17 protein-coding genes are annotated in these 15,879 nt (G+C 63.8%); 10 read left to right on the forward strand and 7 right to left on the reverse strand.

Annotated features, from left to right (window positions below; translation table 11 throughout):
- Positions 1-236, forward strand: a 236-nt coding sequence (locus WGH93_RS10550; protein WP_374764851.1) for a hypothetical protein, incomplete at its 5' end; no start/stop codon positions are given.
- 94 nt (positions 237-330) lie between these two features.
- Here WGH93_RS10550 and WGH93_RS10555 read toward each other — a convergent pair.
- Positions 331-936, reverse strand: a complete 606-nt coding sequence (locus WGH93_RS10555) for a hypothetical protein (RefSeq protein WP_374764852.1) — start codon at positions 934-936, stop codon at positions 331-333.
- A 177-nt stretch (positions 937-1,113) separates the two neighbouring features.
- Here WGH93_RS10555 and WGH93_RS10560 point away from each other — a divergent pair, with 177 nt between their 5' ends.
- The 8 genes from WGH93_RS10560 (at position 1,114) to WGH93_RS10595 (ending at position 7,332) form a co-directional block, all read left to right on the forward strand.
- Positions 1,114-1,659 carry a DUF2975 domain-containing protein gene (locus tag WGH93_RS10560; RefSeq protein WP_374764853.1) on the forward strand — a complete coding sequence of 182 codons (546 nt, stop codon included), beginning with the start codon at positions 1,114-1,116 and terminating at the stop codon, positions 1,657-1,659.
- On the forward strand, positions 1,656-1,895 hold the full coding sequence (locus tag WGH93_RS10565) for a helix-turn-helix domain-containing protein (RefSeq protein WP_374764854.1): 240 nt from the start codon (positions 1,656-1,658) through the stop codon (positions 1,893-1,895). Before WGH93_RS10560 ends, WGH93_RS10565 begins: the two co-directional genes overlap by 4 nt.
- Before the next feature lie 96 nt (positions 1,896-1,991).
- Positions 1,992-3,074: a patatin-like phospholipase family protein gene (locus WGH93_RS10570; protein ID WP_374764855.1), complete on the forward strand. Its 1,083-nt coding sequence runs from the start codon at positions 1,992-1,994 to the stop codon at positions 3,072-3,074.
- Between the two features lie 6 nt (positions 3,075-3,080).
- Positions 3,081-4,361 carry a glycosyltransferase family 4 protein gene (locus WGH93_RS10575; RefSeq protein ID WP_374764856.1) on the forward strand — a complete coding sequence of 427 codons (1,281 nt, stop codon included), beginning with the start codon at positions 3,081-3,083 and terminating at the stop codon, positions 4,359-4,361.
- Positions 4,362-4,527: 166 nt separating this feature from the next.
- Positions 4,528-5,325 carry a DUF1499 domain-containing protein gene (locus WGH93_RS10580; protein ID WP_374764857.1) on the forward strand — a complete coding sequence of 266 codons (798 nt, stop codon included), beginning with the start codon at positions 4,528-4,530 and terminating at the stop codon, positions 5,323-5,325.
- Between the two features lie 112 nt (positions 5,326-5,437).
- Positions 5,438-5,773, forward strand: coding sequence for a hypothetical protein (locus WGH93_RS10585; RefSeq protein ID WP_374764858.1), 336 nt, complete (start codon positions 5,438-5,440; stop codon positions 5,771-5,773).
- Positions 5,770-6,951, forward strand: coding sequence for a mechanosensitive ion channel family protein (locus WGH93_RS10590; RefSeq protein WP_374764859.1), 1,182 nt, complete (start codon positions 5,770-5,772; stop codon positions 6,949-6,951). Before WGH93_RS10585 ends, WGH93_RS10590 begins: the two co-directional genes overlap by 4 nt.
- A 9-nt stretch (positions 6,952-6,960) precedes the next feature.
- Positions 6,961-7,332 carry an acyl-CoA thioesterase gene (locus WGH93_RS10595; RefSeq protein WP_374764860.1) on the forward strand — a complete coding sequence of 124 codons (372 nt, stop codon included), beginning with the start codon at positions 6,961-6,963 and terminating at the stop codon, positions 7,330-7,332.
- A gap of 35 nt (positions 7,333-7,367) precedes the next feature.
- On the opposite strand, the gene WGH93_RS10600 is transcribed toward WGH93_RS10595, so the two are convergent.
- Positions 7,368-7,799, reverse strand: a complete 432-nt coding sequence (locus WGH93_RS10600) for a hypothetical protein (RefSeq protein ID WP_374764861.1) — start codon at positions 7,797-7,799, stop codon at positions 7,368-7,370.
- 138 nt (positions 7,800-7,937) lie between these two features.
- Between WGH93_RS10600 and msrA the strand changes: the two genes are divergently transcribed.
- Complete coding sequence (gene msrA / locus WGH93_RS10605) at positions 7,938-8,408, forward strand: peptide-methionine (S)-S-oxide reductase MsrA (protein WP_374764862.1); 471 nt, start codon at positions 7,938-7,940, stop codon at positions 8,406-8,408.
- Positions 8,409-8,590: 182 nt separating this feature from the next.
- Here the strand turns inward: msrA and WGH93_RS10610 are convergent, their stop codons facing one another.
- The 5 genes from WGH93_RS10610 to rodA form a co-directional block, all read right to left on the reverse strand.
- Positions 8,591-10,846: a tetratricopeptide repeat protein gene (locus WGH93_RS10610; protein WP_374764863.1), complete on the reverse strand. Its 2,256-nt coding sequence runs from the start codon at positions 10,844-10,846 to the stop codon at positions 8,591-8,593.
- A 391-nt stretch (positions 10,847-11,237) separates the two neighbouring features.
- Positions 11,238-12,104 carry an acyl-homoserine-lactone synthase gene (locus WGH93_RS10615; protein WP_374764864.1) on the reverse strand — a complete coding sequence of 289 codons (867 nt, stop codon included), beginning with the start codon at positions 12,102-12,104 and terminating at the stop codon, positions 11,238-11,240.
- 261 nt (positions 12,105-12,365) lie between these two features.
- Positions 12,366-13,115, reverse strand: coding sequence for an autoinducer binding domain-containing protein (locus tag WGH93_RS10620; RefSeq protein WP_374764865.1), 750 nt, complete (start codon positions 13,113-13,115; stop codon positions 12,366-12,368).
- A gap of 89 nt (positions 13,116-13,204) precedes the next feature.
- Complete coding sequence (locus WGH93_RS10625; protein WP_374764866.1) at positions 13,205-14,566, reverse strand: amidohydrolase; 1,362 nt, start codon at positions 14,564-14,566, stop codon at positions 13,205-13,207.
- 157 nt (positions 14,567-14,723) lie between these two features.
- Positions 14,724-15,878 (reverse strand): rod shape-determining protein RodA, encoded by a 1,155-nt coding sequence (gene rodA / locus WGH93_RS10630; RefSeq protein WP_374764867.1) that lies wholly within the window; start codon positions 15,876-15,878, stop codon positions 14,724-14,726.
- Between the last annotated feature and the right edge of the window lies 1 nt (position 15,879).

The following is a 15,879-nucleotide window of genomic DNA, read 5'->3' on the forward strand; positions in this document are numbered from 1 at the left end:
AACCATCGCTCCTTCTCACACAAGAAGTATCCTTCTCGTTAGAGACCAGAACAATAGTACGTAAAAAACGCACCACCGTCCTCATCTCCCTTCCAAAATCACAATGTCAAAGAACAAAACCGCGCCGTAACCTGTTGGTTTCTTTGCGGGATCGCCGTTTCGACCGTTTCCGGTTCTCATCGGCGACGGGAGCGGTTTATAAGCAGCAGCCACTGACCTGTAAAGCCCTTTTTTGAAGTTTTTTGAAAAAGGGTCAAAAAGGCTGGAATTCCGCGGATAAGGCGGGGGCACATTCACCGGGGCAAGACGCGCCCGACCATGCGCAGCGGGTCAATCGATCCAGGTGGCCTGCTGATGGGCCACCGCCTCGGCAAGCCCGTCCACGGCAAAACGCGCATTGAGGCCCGGCAGACCGGTGCCATAGGAGGGCGCCATGGCGGACACCAGAGATTCCCGCAAGGCAGGCGCGGGGGCACCGGTGATCGGCACATAGGGAACATGCCCGAAATCCGACGCCCTCACCCCCCGGATAGGTCTCAGGCGGCCCGGCGGCTGCCCCCGCACATCACCAAGCCCGGCCATGGCGCGCGCGCCTGCCCCCAGAAACAGGCGGCGATCATAAGCACTGGCACCCACCCCAAGGCCGCCCGCATGACCGGGCCGGGCGGCATCATGGCGGGACAGGGGCGCCAGAATCCAGTCAGCAAGGGAAATCACGCCGCCATCCGGCAAAACCAGATAGCTCATGGTGAGTCGCTGCCCCACGGCAAGGGAGGGTGGCAGATTTCTGCCCTTGGGGCGTACGGGAACGACCAATCCCCTGCCCTGTTCCGGGCCGATCGGGTCGGCGGCGGCCATGGCGGCGATCGCGTTATGCTGGCCTGCGGGCATCAACGCGGAAATGACGAAAGAGAAGATGAGGATGCGCCCCGGCAAACGGGCGCCTAAAAGAGCGGCGCCGCGCGCACCATGCCGTGCCCGACATACGGGTCGCTGTCGCGTGACTCGGCTTTTTCGGTGATCAGGCACAGGCATGATCCTTTGCGGTTTTGCCGGGGCTGCTTATGCAGTATAATAAAAAATTATTGTCTAGCAATAAATATGAGGCGCGATATGTCACAAACATCACGACACCCTTTCAGGCCGGGCCTTCGGGGCCTGAGCCTGTTCGTCGCCACCATTCTGGTGACCCTGCCGCTCGCCACGGCCCTGTTCTGGCTGGACCCGGAAAGCTATCGCGCCCTTAATCCCCACGCGCTGGTGTTCAGCCTGCCCACGCCCGCACCGCTTCCGGGATGGCAGAAGGCGGCTGGTTTTCTTGTCAACATGATAGCAGTGGGGCTGTTGATGGTGGCCCTTCACCATCTGCGCGCCCTTCTGGCTTTGTGGCGCACCGGGCAGCGCCTGTCCGCCGCCTCGGCGCGGCGCTGTCGCCTTACCGGGCTGTTCACCATTGGCTATGGAATCGCGGATATCGCCAGTGAGCCGCTGCTTTCCCTGGCGCTCACCCTGGGCAATCCGGTGGGGGAACGCATGATCGTTCTTGGCCTGGAAGCGACGCAGATTCTGGCCTTTCTGCCGGGCGTGATGGCGCTGGCCATGAGCCATGTGATCACGGAAGGCGCCGACACCCGCACGGAACTGGATGCGATCATATGACCATAAAGGTAAAGCTGAGCCACCTTCTGGCGGATCGGGGCCTTACCGCGCGCGAAGTGGCCGCCCGTGTGAACATTACAGAGGCCAACCTGTCGCTGCTACGTTCCGGCAAGGTGAAGGGGATTCGGTTCGCCACCCTGGCAGCGCTGTGCGATGTGCTGGATTGCCAGCCCGGTGACCTGTTGCGCCATGAGCCGGAACCCGGCTCAGGGAGCACACCGGCAGAAAACCCTTAACAACGGCGCCTCGAACCCCTTTTAATGGGGGCGTGGTGGCCTTTGCCGCCCGGAACCGGAGTATCACACCTCATGCGCCCAAAACGCCCCTCTTTCATGCCACACCCGCCGCGCCGCGATGCGCGGGATGAGCGGGACAGCGGCGCCCCGCCCCGGCGCCAGAGGCCGAAGATCGGCCTGGCACTGGGGGCGGGCGTGGCCCGTGGCTGGGCCCATATCGGCGTGGTGCGCCGGCTGGCGGAAAAAGGCATACCGGTGGACGTGGTGGCCGGCACATCCATCGGCGCGGTGGTGGGCGGTGCGCTGGCAGCCGACCGTGTGGATGCATTGGAAGACTGGGTCCATCAGCTATCGGGCGGAAATTTTCTGCGCTTCCTTGACCTCAGATTCGGGCGCGGCGGCCTGTTCGGCGGCGAAAAACTGCGCGACCTTATGGAAGACAATTTTGCCGGCATGACATTTGGCGACACCCGTGTGCCCTTCACCGCCGTCTCCACGGAACTGAAAAGCGGCCATGAGATATGGCTTACCGAAGGCGCCCTGGCCCCCGCCATCCAATCCAGCTTCGCGCTGCCCGGTGTGTTCGAGCCGGTCAAGATCGGGCGCCGCTGGCTGGTGGATGGGGCGCTGGTCAACCCGGTGCCCACATCCGTCTGTCGCGCGGCAGGATGCGATCTGGTCATCGCCGTCAATCTGGCGGAGGATTTCTACGGTCGCCGCCGCGCCACGCGGGCGGGCGCCCTTGCCAAAGGCCACCCGGCGCAAAATGCAACAGCGGCACCCGAAAACACCGATTCCTCCACACTGGACGATGAGGGAATCGATGACGGGTTCGGTGTCTTTTCCGAATGGGATACTGCCGCCACATCGCCGGACACCAGAGTCGAACGCAAGGAGAACCGATTCTTCCTGCGCCGCCTCATGCGGCACCGGGCCGATGCGCCGAGCCTGTTCGCCAATATGGTGGCCAGCCTGAACATCATGCAGAACCGGCTGTCCCGATCCCGCCTGGCGGGCGACCCGCCGGACATCACCATCACACCCCGCTGCGGCCATGTGGGCCTGATGGAATTTCACCGCGGCGAGGAACTGATCACGGAAGGGCGCCGCGCCTTCGATGCGGAAGAAGCGGATCTGATGGATGCGCTGGCCATCATCACCCATCGCATGAACAGTTGATCCGCCGTGCTAAAGCCCTCCACGCCAAAAGCAGACCCCGCACCGCCCGGTTCCCGGCAGGCGCCCCACACGGCGCGCCCGCTGACTATATTATACCACCACCGCACGGCAGCGGCGGACGGTCAGCGGGTTCACATCGATGCCATCATCGAAAGCCTGAGGGCGGCGGGCCACAAGGTGGTGGTGGCGGCCCCCCGGCTCAGCGCCGCCAAAGCCGAAGGCCCGCCCGGCCCGCTGAACCGGCTGCTTGGCACGCTGCGCCGCCGCGCGCCCGGCTGGGTCGGCGAAATACTGGAGCTGGCCTATAATCTGCCCGCGGCATGGCGGCTCTGGCGGCTGTGGCGACGCCACCGACCCGATATTCTGTATGAACGCTACAATCTGTTTCTGCTGGCGGGTACCTGGCTGGCGCGCCGCAAGCGCCTTCCGCTGCTCATGGAAATCAACGCCCCGCTGGCGGATGAACGCGCCGCCCATGGTGGGCTCAGCCTGCGCGGACTGGCGCGGCGGCTGGAACAGCAGACATGGCGCCGGGCGAGCCACTGTCTGCCGGTCAGCACACCGCTGGCCGAACGGGTCAGGGCGGCGGGCGTCGCCGAGCAGCGGATCACCACCATCCCCAATGGAACGGATGCGGACCTGTTCCATCCGGCTTCCCACCCCTCCCCGGTTCGGCGGGCCCTTGGCCTTCAGGATGCGCTGGTCATCGGCCTGGCCGGGTATATCCGCCCCTGGCATGGCCTGGATCGCCTGATCCGCCTGCTGACGGACCCGGCCATGCCGGACCATGCCCATCTGCTGGTGGTGGGGGACGGCCCGGCGATCCCGGCAGCGCGGCAGCTCGCCGAAAAGCTGGGTGTGAGCCCGCGACTGACCGTGACCGGCGTGCAACCGCGCAGCGCCATGCCGGATTATGTGCGCGCCTTCGACATCGCCGCTCAACCCACCGTTCTGCCCTATGCCAGCCCCTTGAAACTGATGGAATACATGGCCGCCGGGCTGGCCATCGTGGAACCGGATCAGGCCAATATCCGGGATGTGCTGCGCCATGAATCCACCGCCCTGCTGTTCCCGCCGGACCATATGAAATCCTTTGACCTGGCCGTGCTGCGGCTGGCGGCGGATGCGAACCTGCGCCGGTCCCTGGGCATGGCGGCCCGCGCCCATCTGCTGACCGCCGGGTTCACATGGCGGGATAACGGGGCCCGCATCGCCCGACTGGCCGAGCAGGCCATGCGCGTGCAGGCCCCGCAGGGCACCCCCCCACGGAACGAATCACAAGCCTAGTTCCCTGTTTCACTGTGCGGATTCCATCAGATGAGGCTTTTCACAAGCGCCCCGGTACAGTAGAAGTTGAAAACTGCTGTAGAGGCAGGGCTGACTTGCCGTGCGCCGGTATTCGCGGCACAGTGCCGCGCAGTCCATACCCTTTCGGCGTCATTTGGGAATCTCTATGTCGCGCATATTCTTCAACAGGCGGGATGAAAAGCCCTCGAAGCTGGTCACGCTGGGCCTGATCGCCATGCTGTCGGCCACCGCCGCATTCTTTCTGGCCGGGCCGGGCTATGGCTTTGGCCTTTATGGCGACGGAGACAATGACAGCGCGGATCTGGCGCTGCGCTTCAAACTGATCTGGATCACCGGTATCGCGCTGGGGTTTGGCGGCACCTTGACCGTTCTGGGCATTGTCCACTCCCGGCTGGCGCCGCAGGTCCGCGCCGGTGGCCGTGCGTGGTTGGCGCTGGCGCTGGCCGTCATGGTGGGCTGGCCACTCTATACTGTGTCGGTTCAGGTGCGGGAAGCCGCCCCGATCCATGATGTGACCACCGACCTGAACAATCCCCCCCGCTTCACGGCGATCGAGCCGCGTCGCTATGATGCCCGCGATTCAGATGCGGTTCGCGGCGGTCGGCTGGACCCTCGCCATGCGGAACTGCATCAGAAGGCATATGGCGATCTTGGGCCCCTGCTGGTTGACACGGGTGTGCGGCAAACCATCGTCACGGCGGCACGGGTTGCTGAAAAGCTGGGCTGGACGGTGATCGTATCCCAACCGGGAAAAGGCCATATCGAGGCCACGGATCGCAGCCTCTGGTTCAATTTTCGCTATAATATCGCAATCCGGGTGACCGCCACGGACACAGGCAGCCGGATCGACCTGCGCGCCCTGTCCGCCGTGGGGGTCAGCGATTTCGGCGCCAGTGCGCGGCGCCTGCGGGCCTTTCTGAAGGCATACCCCGCCGGGGAATGACCCACGGCCCGCATGGCCACGAAGGGGCGCCGGGTATCGAGCACCTCCCCTGACCCGTTTGCGGCTTCACGCGCGGCAACCGCTTCAAAATCACTGGAACAGGACCGGCATCATGCTGAAAATCCTTATCAGAACCGCCCTGGCGAGCCTTGCGATCAGCCTGCTCGGCGTGGCGGCTCTGGCGACCATTGGCACCCTGCCCGGCGGCGGGGAAATCACCGTGAACGGCCTGATCGCCGGGGGGCTGATGGTGTTCTTCACCCTGCTGGTGGGATTCGGCCTGATGGCCCTTCTTTTCTATAGCAACCGCCACGGCCATGACGACGCCGCCAGCGGGGAGCGCATGAACCACACACCCGAACACGAACGCCCCGAAACACCGGACAGCCCGCCGGATCGCGTGGACCACGTGGAAAACACCCCACAAAACGGGCGCGAAAAGCCATGAACGTGACGGAGACCCTGAAAGACGGTGCCCGCTGGCTGGGAGAAGCCGCCACCGCCCTGTGGCGGGACGGCCTGGTTGGCGTGGATGGCCCCACCCTGACCGCCGCTCTGGCCGCGGTTCTGCTGTCGCTGGTGCTGCGCGTGCTGGTTGCGCGCATCATTACCGGGCGCCTGCTGGCACTGGCCCGACGGCTGGACAGGTCGGGGCTGGAAACCCTGGCGGATAGCCTGTTTTCCCCGCTCAAGCTGCTGACCGTCACGGCGGGCCTTGCTTTCGCCGTCGCATTGCTGCCGCTGAACGATATGTGGTCCGATATTGCGACAAAGACGGTACGCTCACTGGTGGCCGTCAGCCTGTTTCTGGCGCTTTACAATTCCGCCAATCTTATCAACAGCCTTCTGGTGCGGGGCACACAGCGCTTTTTGAACGAAGCGGCGATCGGCTGGCTTGTCAGGGCGGTGCGCGGGCTGATCGGCGCGCTGGCGCTGGCGACGGTGCTGGAAATCTGGGGCATCAATGTGGCCGCCCTTCTGGCCGGGCTGGGGCTGTTCGGCGTGGCCGTGGCCCTGGGGGCGCAGGACCTGTTCAAGAACCTGATCTCCGGCCTGTTCGTGCTGGGGGAGCGGCGTTTCGAGGTGGGGGACTGGATCGAGGTACCCGGCACCGTCAACGGCACCGTGGAGGATATCGGCTTCCGCACCACCTGCATCCGCCTGTTCGACCGGGTGCCCATCTATGTACCCAACAGCCAACTGGCCGATGCGGCACTGAAAAATCATTCCCGTATGCCGTTTCGGCGAATCTACTGGAAAGTGGGCGTGGAATATCGCACCACGGCGGACCAGCTCACCGCCATCCGGCAGGATATCGAGGCGGCCATTCTGGCAAATGACAATCTGGCCGCGCCGGAAGAAGCCTCCACCATGATCCGGCTGGACAGCTTCAATGACAGTTCCATCGACATCATGGTCTATTGCTTCACCCGCGCCACCGACTGGGTCACCTATCTGGCGCACAAGGAAGAGGTGCTGCTCACCATCAAGCGGATCGTGGAATCCCACGGCGCCAGCTTTGCCTTTCCCAGCCAGTCGCTGTATGTGGAATCCCTGCCCAGCGAAGCACAGGCGGCCGACCGGCCCGGCACGCACACCAACAGTAACAACAATGACAATAGCTAAGAGAGCCTCATGACCGATACCGTCACCATACGCACCGTACCCCAACCATCAGACCTGAACGTGAACGGCAATATTTTCGGCGGCTGGGTTCTCAGCCAGATGGACATTGCCGGCGGGATCGTCGCCGGCGCCCGTGCGCGCGGGCCGGTGGCCACCGTGGCGGTGGAGGCCATGAAGTTCCACCGCCCCATCGAGCTGGGCGACGTGGTCAGCGTTTATACGGATATCGCCAGGGTGGGCCGCACCAGCATCACGGTGGACATTCACGTCTATGCCAATCGCGGGGTGGAGCGGAAGCGCTACAAGGTAACCGAAGGCCGCTATATTTTTGTGGCCGTGGACACCGAAGGCCACCCCCGCGCGGTGGATGCCGAAGCATGAGAACCAGCACCGGGCCGAAGACCGGCCCTTCCTTGCTAGTTGCCGCCTGATTCCGTGCTTTTATCGCCGGACCCCGCATCCGGCGCGGAGTCTGCCTCCGGCTCCGGCAATTGTTCCGTGCAATAGCTGGCGATGGAATCCAGCGCCTGGCGGGTTTGCTCGGTAACGGCCCCCTCCGCCAGTTCCGTGCGCACGGTCAGATAGCGGTCAAAGCTGAATCGGTTGCGGAACTGATCCACCGTGCAGTCACACAATGCCGCGCACATCTCCTTTTCCACACCGCCCGGCGTGCAGGTTTCCATGCAGCGCTTGCGATCCACCGCCAGCAGGTCCGGCGGAATGGCCGATCCCTCAGCCGCGCCGTCGCCGCTGGACTGAGCGCCCGCCGCCGGGGCCATCGCGCCCATCAAGATCAGCAGCGCCCCTGCGGCCAGCCTGAAATTTCCACAAAACCCGGAATTTGTCATGAAGGGCATCCTTCCATAAAAGGCGCGCATCCCGTTGGGGGCGCGGAAAATTTCACGGTTCATCTCGACAAGCGGGCAGAAAGGCCCCATCTGATGACCAGCATGAAGGAATACATGCCTGGGGGAAAGGACAGGATTATGGCAAAGGCAACTTTTGGCGGCGGCTGCTTCTGGGGTGTGGAGGAGGTTTTCCGCACCACGGACGGCGTAACCGCCACCGCGGCGGGCTATATGGGCGGCGACAGGGCCAATCCCACCTATGAAGACGTGTGCTCCGGCAAAACCGGCCATGCGGAGGTGGTGCAGGTCACCTATGATCCCGACCGCATTGGATATGGCGAACTGGTGGACATTTTCTTTGCCAATCACAACCCCACGGAACTGAACAAACAGGGCCCGGACGTGGGCACCCAGTACCGCTCCATCATTTTCGTTCATGATGATGGCCAACGCCGAATCGCGGAAGAAAAGCGGGCGAACATGGACCGATCCGGTCATTTCCGCCGCCCGATCGTGACCAAGGTGGAAGATGCCGCCACTTTCTGGCCCGCGGAAGATTATCACCAGCAATATCTGGCCAAGCGCGGCATGGCGAGTTGTCACATTTAGTTTACCGCTCACGCTTGTGCGCTCTGCGCACCGCTCCGCGAGGGCGCGGCACGCGCCGCGGGGCATGGTCATGCCCTCCGCTCATACCGCGCCGGGCGGTATGGCGGTAGATGCAACGCCACAACAGGATATCACCACACACGCTTGTGCGCTCTGCGCACCGCTCCGCGAGCGCCGGGGCTTCAGCGGCCCACGGTTTCCGGCGGACGCAGGGACAGGGAGCGTTCCAGCCAGTCATCCACGTCCAGGCGGTCTCCCGCCAGTGCGTGGGCGCGGGACTTGGCGGCGCGGGCGCGATCATTGGCCCCCTGACGGTCCATCAGGGCCCACATCAGCGCCCAGCTTTCAAAGCACCGTGGCTCCAGATCGATGGCACGCTCAAAAGCCTGCTCCGCCAGTGCCTGATCATGGTTGGACAGCATCAGGAAACAGCCATAAGCCCGCCAGCTTGCGCCGCAGTCGGGATCAATTTCCAATGACCGCTCGAAATGCGCCGCCGCCCGGACCACATCGCCCTGAACCCAGCGCAACAGCCCCACATCAGCCTCCGCCAGGCCACAGGCAGGGTCCAGCTTGCGGGCGGTGAGCAGGGCTTCTTCCGCCGCTTCGCGGTCCTGCCCGTGAAACAGCAGCCACTGACCATACTCATGCCAGACAAAATGATCATCCGGCGCCAGAAGCACCGCCTGCCGCAGCCGGGCGCCCGCTTCGGCGCCCTCCCCGTCCAGATAGCGCAATACACGCCCGGCCAGCGCCTGCGCATAGGCGCTGTCATCTTCCAGTGTTACCAGCTCGGCGGCATATCCCGCCGCCAGATCCGGGCGATAAAGCCCGAACAGGGCCAGCCACACCACCTCATACAAGGCAGCCGTGTGGCCGGGCACCGCCTCCAGCACCTGTATGAACTGACCAAGCGCCGCATCCGGGTCCGCCATGCCATGCAGATACACCCGGCCCAACTGATAGCGTGCCCAGATATAATCCGGGTTGAGATCAAGCGCCCGCAGAAGTGACGCCTCCCCGGCGGCCAGATCGCCGCGCCCTTCGGCCATCACCAGCCCCAAACAGGCATGGGCCCATTCATAATCCGGGTCCAGTACAAGGGCCTGCCGCAACAGCCCCTCCGCCCGGTCCAGATCCGGGGCGGGCTCCCCCTGTTGCGCCTTGTCAAGCGCCCCAAGGCCAAAGAATAGGCCCTGCGCCAGATGGGTCAGCACCCAGGGGTCATCCCCCGCCAGGTCCGCCGCCCGCTCCAGACAGGCGATGCCATCCGCCACATGGGGCGTTTCCTCCCACAGCAACCAACCGAGGCGGGTCATCACATCATAGTCTTCGGGCGCCCGCTCCAACGCGGCGCGGTAATGGTGCACCGCCTTTGCCGGGTCGCCCAGCGGCCCGTGAAACAGCATTCCCAGACGCGCGCGCACGCCCGCATCCTCCGGCGCCAGATTGGCCGCGCGTTCCAGCAGGCGACGGGCCTTTTCCGGGCGACCCAGTTGCTCTTCATGGATCAGGGCCTTGTTGAACAGCGCTGCCGGGTCCTCCCCTTCCAGCGCCAGCGCCCGATCCAGCGCCTTCAGCGCCTCTCGCGGGGAATCGCCACGTATATAGCGCACCAATCCCAGATGAAACCACGCCCAGGCATAGTCCGGCGCCAGCCGCACCGCTTCGGCGAAGCAGGATTCGGCGGCGGGAATATCCTCGTTCTGGCGATACAGGGACCAGCCGAGCCAGCCATGATAAAACGGCTCCCCCGGCTCAAGGCGGATCGCTTCCCTGAGCAGGGCCTGGCCTTCGCCAGCCCGATCGAGGAAATCCGCCAGCATGATACCCAGCTTGCCCCAGGCCCAGTCATCGGTGGGATCGGCCTCCATGGCCGACCGATAGGCCGCCTCCGCCGCCTCGAAGCGATGCAGATGAACGCTGAGAATATGGGCATACTGACACCAGACCCAGCTATCATCGGGATCATGGTCCAGCACGGCCCGCCACGCCTCCGCCGCCGCCGACCAGTTCGCCCGCGCTTCCTGGGCACGGGCCTCGGCCATCAGGCTGTCCTTTTCACCGGCGCCGCGCGCCACCGGGTCCATCACCGGCGCCGCCCCGGATGCCGGGCCGTGCGGCACGGTGGAAGGCGCCTCGCGCCGCCCCTTCAGCGTGGGACGGTCGGACAGCGCATCCAACTGGTCACTGGCCTTGCCATCGCCGGGTGCCAGTTTCAGGGCCTGGGCATAGGCCTGGCTTGCCTCCCCCCGCCGTCCGGGCAGGGTGAAAAGACTGTCACCATAGTCCCGCCACAGATCGGCGCGATCCGGTGCCAGGCGCACAAGGTCACGAAACATGGCCGCCGCCTCTTCCTGCGCACCGCGGCGTTTCAGGCCATGGGCATGGGCACGAAAGGCGGCAATGGATTCGTCCCTGTCGGCTAGCTCGGCCATACGCCCCTCTGGGCCCCCGCACGGGGGAAATCTGCGATGAAATCCCGGCGCCGCCCCCGAACGGGCGCGGCCTCTGGCGCATGATTGCCAGAGCACGGAACATCTTGTCGCGTCCGCTGATACAGCCGTCAAGGCGTTAAACATGAAAAGGCCCGGTTCCAGCACCCTTGCGGGCGTGTAAACCGGGCCTCCCCCTCTCTCTGGATTGATCAGCCATCAGGCAGGATCATCCACCCTCACCGAAGCGCGCCGGTTACCCCGTACCGCCCTCTCCCCAAAAGGCGGGAACGGACCTGCTAACAGGCCGCGCGCCTGCGACTCAGTGCCGGAAATCTACGGCCTTGTAACAAAATCGTAAACACTTTCTTTATATGCGGCGCAACACAAGCGATCAGTTCAGGGTGCCGCTGTGCCCGCCTTCCCGTTCGGCCACATGATAGCGGGCCCGATGGGCCAACCCGTCGAGCGAGCTTTCCGCCCGCCGTACCACTGCCGGATTCTTCGAGGCCAGCCTGGGCATCAGGGCCTGCAATTCCTCCAGCAGATCGGTCAGATCCGGGTCCTGATCCTTCATCTGGTCCAGCCGGTGGGCCGCGGCTTCAACGCTGTCGCTGCCATTGCCTTCAACCGGGCTCGTCCATTCCGGGAAGGGGGCTTCCACCAGCATACCGCCGTCAATGCCGTAATTATGCTGCAACAGGGCCACATCCCCCGATCGCACCGCCATGGATATGGCCACCATTTCCCCCGTTTCATAAGGCTGAGGCAAACCGAGCGGGCGCACATCCAGCCCCGATTCGAGAAGGCGCGGCAGGAAATAGGTGTCACACACCGAGGTAAGCGTGCCGATGCCGTGACGCAGGCAGAATTCATAAAGCGCCACCATCAGCTTGCCCTTGATAAGGCGCCCCTGCGGATCGCGCGGTGATTCGTGACTGACAAAAACACGGGACAGTTCGAACACATCCGGCCCCGTGGGGGCGCTTTGCCCCGTGCACAGATGGGAAAACACATCGCTCAGCATGTGCGGGGCGGAACTGGGCACCAGCCGAAGCCCGCCCTCCAGCGCCTGGTCCGAATCCAGCGCCATCAGATATATGGCATCCTGATGATCGAACTGGTCCTGCTCCCGTCCATCTTCCCGGCGCAGATCCTCCCAGCCGCGACCTTCCACATACAGGGCGTGGCGCGCGGTAAACATGGCATCCATCTGTTGGGCATACTGGCGGCGACGCGAGGGGGTGACAGCATGAATCATGGTTTCTCTTCCTTGTCCGGGGGTCGGATCGTCCAGACCGCCCCTGTGGCTGCGCTGGCCGGACATGGGGATCGGCCCGGCTTCCCCGAAAGGTTAAGAAACACAGGCGGGCGAGGCACTGATCTGATCAGATCATTGCAAGGCGTATTCTGGTACAGCCGCCCCGGAAGATGCGGTGCCAGGGGTGCACCGGAACCACAAAAAACCACGCCGGAGGGGCGCGGTCACACAGGATCAGGCAGAATACGGGGGAGAATGCCGTTAAAGGATCATCAGCTTGCGGCGGCTGGCCGTCGCCACGGCCTGGGCGCGGGTGGTCACAGACAGGCTGCGTTTGGCGGCTTCGATATGATTGTGCACGGTGGCCTCGGCAATGCCGAGAATCTGGCTGATCTCCCAGTCGGACTTGCCTTCAGCCACCCATTGCAGGCAATCCAGTTGCCGCCGGGATACGGGGCTGCCGCCGGAAAAGTCCCCGTCTTCAGGGCGAAACCCGCTCAACTCCCTGGCCTTGTTGTGCAGAAACTGGGCGGCCATGCCAAGCGCCCGGCGCACAATATCGGCGGTATCCGGGGCTTCGCCGATCATGGAAACCATGGATACCGTGCCGTCGGATTGATGGATGGGCACCAGCAGGCCGTCTTTCAGGTGAAAATCCCGCTCCGCCTCCCGGAACATGCGTTCCGACAGGGCATTGATACGCTGACGCTCGCGTATATCGCTCCAGGTGAAGGGGTATTTGGCGATCAGTCCCTGCTGTACGGTGACATCCGCATAGACATAATCGTTTTCCCGATAATACACGCACCAATCATGGCTCAGCTCACCGAATGCCAACCGTGGATAGAGTGGTGCCCCTGACCGATACAATTCGGCACAGCGGAAATTTTCATAGCCATAATCACGGATCAGAGCGGAAAACAGCGCCGTCAAAGTGGCGATGTCGTCTATCTCGCCCAGCGCCTCCACAAAGGCAAGAACCCGCTTTTCCAGTTCGTCATGGTCGGCCACGCAACCGCCCCGCTATAGATTCATCAAAGCCCGATGATAGCCGCCTTTGGCCAGGCGCCACAAGACACGCTTACGGGGCGCGGTCACAGCTATTGCGTGTTCTCTTTCATCAGGTCGAGAACCGCGGTTGTCATGGCGCGAACCCCCTGGGGCAATGCGATTTCCACATCCGGCGCGAAAAAGGGCGAATGCAGGCTGGGTAGTGCATTGCCGCTTTCTTCCGCCTTGGCCACCGCTTCGGGTGAAGCACCGCCCAGCCAGAAGATCAGGCTGGGAATGTCGTGACTGGTACGGCCATAAAGAGCGAAATCCTCCGCCGCCATCACCGGCGGCACCATTTCCACCCGCTCGGCTCCGAAGGTTTCCTCGAACCCGGTCTTGATACGCCGGGTCAGCGCGGGATCGTTATAGGTGGACGGCGTGCTTTCGCTCACGCTCACATCGGGCCACTTTTCCTCCGGCATACCGACGCTCATGGCCTGGGCGCGGGCGATCCGTTCAATGCCCGATACAAGCTGGTTGCGCACGCTGTCCTTGTAGGAGCGGACGGTGAGCTGCAAATGCGCCTCGTCCGAAATGATATTGTGCTTGGTGCCCGCATGGATCGACCCCACCGTCACCACACCCGGATCGAGCGGAGAGATTTCCCGGCTCACCAGCGTTTGCAGGGCAACCACGGTCTGGCTTGCCATGATCACCGGGTCTTTCGTGGTATGGGGATAGGCCCCGTGCCCGCCTTCACCGAAGAAATGCACATCCACACTGTCCACATTGGCCAGCGCGTATCCTTCCGTCAGGCCCAGCTTGCCGGACGGCAGGCTGGCGGATACATGCAGCGCCAGATTATAGTCCGGCAGCGGGAAATTCTCGAACAGGCCGTCTTCCAGCATGGCCTCGGCGCCGGTGACACGCTCCTCCGCGGGTTGGCCGATCATGACCAGCGTGCCGGACCACTGGTCCCTCAACGCCGCCAGCCGCCGCGCCGTGCCCACCAGCGTGGTCATGTGCAGATCATGACCGCAGGCGTGCATGACAGGCACCGTATTGCCCTGGTCGTCGGTGGTCGTCACATCGCTGGCGAAGGGCAGCCCCGTCTGCTCCTTCACCGGCAGGGCATCCAGGTCGCTGCGGACCAGCACGGTCGGGCCATCGCCATTCTTCAGCACGCCCACAAGGCCGTGACCGCCAACGCCCGTGGTTACATCAAAGCCCACATCGGACAGTTCGCGCGCCACCCGCTCCATGCTGTCCTTTTCCTGATAGGACAGTTCCGGGTTTTGATGCAGATGTACATAAAGATCATGCAGATAGCCATAATCCTGCTGCACGGCACTGGTCAGGTCGCTGTTCTGCGCGCTCACGGCACCGGAAAGCATCGGCGCCGCCATCATCCCCAGGCCAAGGGCCGCGCCACTTACCAGCCGACGCATCGGCGAAATCCCGTTCAGCATATTAACTCTCCCCAAGCAGGTGCCATGCCGCCATGGATCGCGCGGCGTTCCCGGCCCAGCCTAGCCGCTGGGCGCGCGCTTGCAAGGGCGGACTGCATATGCACCCCGCGCGGATCGCACCCCAATGCCGGCGCGCCCCCGAAAGCCGCCCCACCTGTCAGGCAAGGCCGCTGCCCTTGGGGGCCAGGGTCACATTGCGATGGGTGGCCACCGACAGGATCAGGCCGTACGCCACCAGCCAGGTCAGCATGGCCGATCCGCCATAGGACACCAGCGGCAGCGGCACGCCGACCACCGGCAGCAGCCCCATCACCATGCCCACATTGATGAACACATACAGGAACAGGGTCAGGGTCAGCCCGGCGGCCAGCAGGCGGCCAAACTGGTTGCGGCAGGAAATGCTGATCAGCAGGCCATAGCCCAGAACCAGCACATAAAGCCCAAGCAATGTGGCACCGCCCAACAGGCCGAATTCCTCCACCAGTACGGTGAAGATGAAATCGGTCTTCATCTCCGGCAGGAAGTTGAGTTGGCTCTGCGTTCCCTGAAGAAACCCCTTGCCCGTGACACCGCCGGAGCCAAGCGCGATCTTGGACTGGGTGATCTGGTAGCCGGCGCCCAGCGGGTCGGATTCCGGGTTGAGGAATGTCAACACCCTATCCTGCTGATAGGGCCGCAGAAATTGCCAGACCACCGGAATGGCCGCCAGCACGCTGATACCGGAAAGCCAGAACAGCCACGCGGGCAGACCGGCCATGAACAGAACGGCCACAGCACCGGCGATGATGGTCAGGCCGGTGCCAAGGTCCGGCTGGCGCACCACCAGCACCATGGGAATCGCCACCAGCACCAGCGGAAACGCAAGGTTCATCAGGCGCCGGGCGGCGCCGATATCCAGCCCGTGATAATAGCGGGCCAGCGCCATCACCGTTGCAATCTTGGCCAGTTCCGACGGCTGGATGCGCATGAAGCCGAAGTCCAGCCAGCGTTGCCCCCCCATGCCGGTGGCACCCACCAGTTCCACCGCCACCAGCAGCCCCACGGCCACCAGCCAGGCGGGATAGGCAAGCGCCATCCAGATGCGGATGTCGGTCACCGCAATGGCCACCATCAGCACCAGCCCCAGCAGGAAGCGGATGAACTGGCGGGATGCCCACGGATCCCATTCACCGCCCGCAACGGAATACAGCACCGCAAAGCCGATGGCGGCAATGGCGCAACTGACCAGAATGATGAACCAGTTCAGATCCCTGAGCTTGTGGAGAAGCGGCTTCTCCACCCGGCGCGGCGCGAATATGGTGGATGTGGCCATG

It is taken from the genome of Yunchengibacter salinarum, assembly GCF_037658235.1.
Classification (GTDB): domain Bacteria; phylum Pseudomonadota; class Alphaproteobacteria; order Sphingomonadales; family Kordiimonadaceae; genus Yunchengibacter; species Yunchengibacter salinarum.

Excerpts from the sequence above, each read along its gene's own strand:
- WGH93_RS10560 (WP_374764853.1), top strand. The coding sequence starts at position 1,114 with ATGTCACAAACATCACGACACCCTTTCAGGCCGGGCCTTCGGGGCCTG.
- WGH93_RS10565 (WP_374764854.1), top strand. The coding sequence starts at position 1,656 with ATGACCATAAAGGTAAAGCTGAGCCACCTTCTGGCGGATCGGGGCCTT.
- WGH93_RS10570 (WP_374764855.1), top strand. The coding sequence starts at position 1,992 with ATGCCACACCCGCCGCGCCGCGATGCGCGGGATGAGCGGGACAGCGGC.
- WGH93_RS10580 (WP_374764857.1), top strand. The coding sequence starts at position 4,528 with ATGTCGCGCATATTCTTCAACAGGCGGGATGAAAAGCCCTCGAAGCTG.
- WGH93_RS10585 (WP_374764858.1), top strand. The coding sequence starts at position 5,438 with ATGCTGAAAATCCTTATCAGAACCGCCCTGGCGAGCCTTGCGATCAGC.
- WGH93_RS10590 (WP_374764859.1), top strand. The coding sequence starts at position 5,770 with ATGAACGTGACGGAGACCCTGAAAGACGGTGCCCGCTGGCTGGGAGAA.
- WGH93_RS10595 (WP_374764860.1), top strand. The coding sequence starts at position 6,961 with ATGACCGATACCGTCACCATACGCACCGTACCCCAACCATCAGACCTG.
- WGH93_RS10600 (WP_374764861.1), bottom strand. The coding sequence starts at position 7,799 with ATGACAAATTCCGGGTTTTGTGGAAATTTCAGGCTGGCCGCAGGGGCG.
- msrA (WP_374764862.1), top strand. The coding sequence starts at position 7,938 with ATGGCAAAGGCAACTTTTGGCGGCGGCTGCTTCTGGGGTGTGGAGGAG.
- WGH93_RS10610 (WP_374764863.1), bottom strand. The coding sequence starts at position 10,846 with ATGGCCGAGCTAGCCGACAGGGACGAATCCATTGCCGCCTTTCGTGCC.
- WGH93_RS10615 (WP_374764864.1), bottom strand. The coding sequence starts at position 12,104 with ATGATTCATGCTGTCACCCCCTCGCGTCGCCGCCAGTATGCCCAACAG.
- WGH93_RS10625 (WP_374764866.1), bottom strand. The coding sequence starts at position 14,566 with ATGCTGAACGGGATTTCGCCGATGCGTCGGCTGGTAAGTGGCGCGGCC.
- rodA (WP_374764867.1), bottom strand. The coding sequence starts at position 15,878 with ATGGCCACATCCACCATATTCGCGCCGCGCCGGGTGGAGAAGCCGCTT.